Below are 724 nucleotides of genomic sequence, written 5' to 3'. Positions count from 1 at the left end.
TACCGCATTTAACATTTTCATAAAAATAAGACATCCCTGGCTTAAATCCTTGGTTTTTCAGCACTTTATATTCTGAGTCTATCTGTTCTTGGAAATGAAGGTCTTTTTTCTGTCGTAGAGCAAAGTATAATCCTTGCTCATCAAGCCATTTAGCCAGTTTTGGACTATGGAACTCTCTGTCCGCTAACACCACAATTCGACATTTTTTCAACAACTTTATTGCTGTTCTTATCAATCTTTTTTGGGTTTGTAAGTTACTATTTCCTACATGATTTAATGTTTCCCAATATAGTGGTAGAGCATGAGTACCCCATACCAATGTCACCATAAATATATTCCGCCCCTTCCACTGCGTCCTATCCAATGCTACTATCCAATAACCATATTTTTGATACTGTTTCTTCTGAAAGTAACGCTTCTGTTCTCTATTCAGTTGTTTTGGTTTTAATGATTCTCTTATCCAATATTTTATTAATGGAAACCATAATAATTTTACGCAAAGTTTCCCTGTTCCTAAAAACCTTTGTAGATTCCTTTTTCTGCTTTCATATTTAATTGGTTGTGGAAATAAGCTGGCCAATTTTGATAGTTTCACTGGCGGATGTGCTTGTATCAATAATAACAGTATTTCCAGGGTCAGATATTGCTGTTCACTTAAATGTTTTCGGAAAATTGTTTGATATGATTGTGGTAACATTTTGTTTTGATGGGGCCTCATTGCCCC

Annotated in this window: 1 protein-coding gene; it reads right to left on the bottom strand. The window is 34.9% G+C overall.

The window, feature by feature from the left end:
- A partial coding sequence (locus FFR48_RS28215) for an IS4 family transposase (RefSeq protein ID WP_137669610.1) occupies positions 1-697 on the bottom strand: 697 nt, incomplete at its 3' end.
- Between the last annotated feature and the right edge of the window lie 27 nt (positions 698-724).

Source organism: Sphaerospermopsis reniformis (assembly GCF_005402885.1).
GTDB lineage: Bacteria > Cyanobacteriota > Cyanobacteriia > Cyanobacteriales > Nostocaceae > Sphaerospermopsis > Sphaerospermopsis kisseleviana.
Note: the sequence above shows the minus strand (reverse complement) of the source record. Positions and strands in the feature narration are given on the sequence as shown.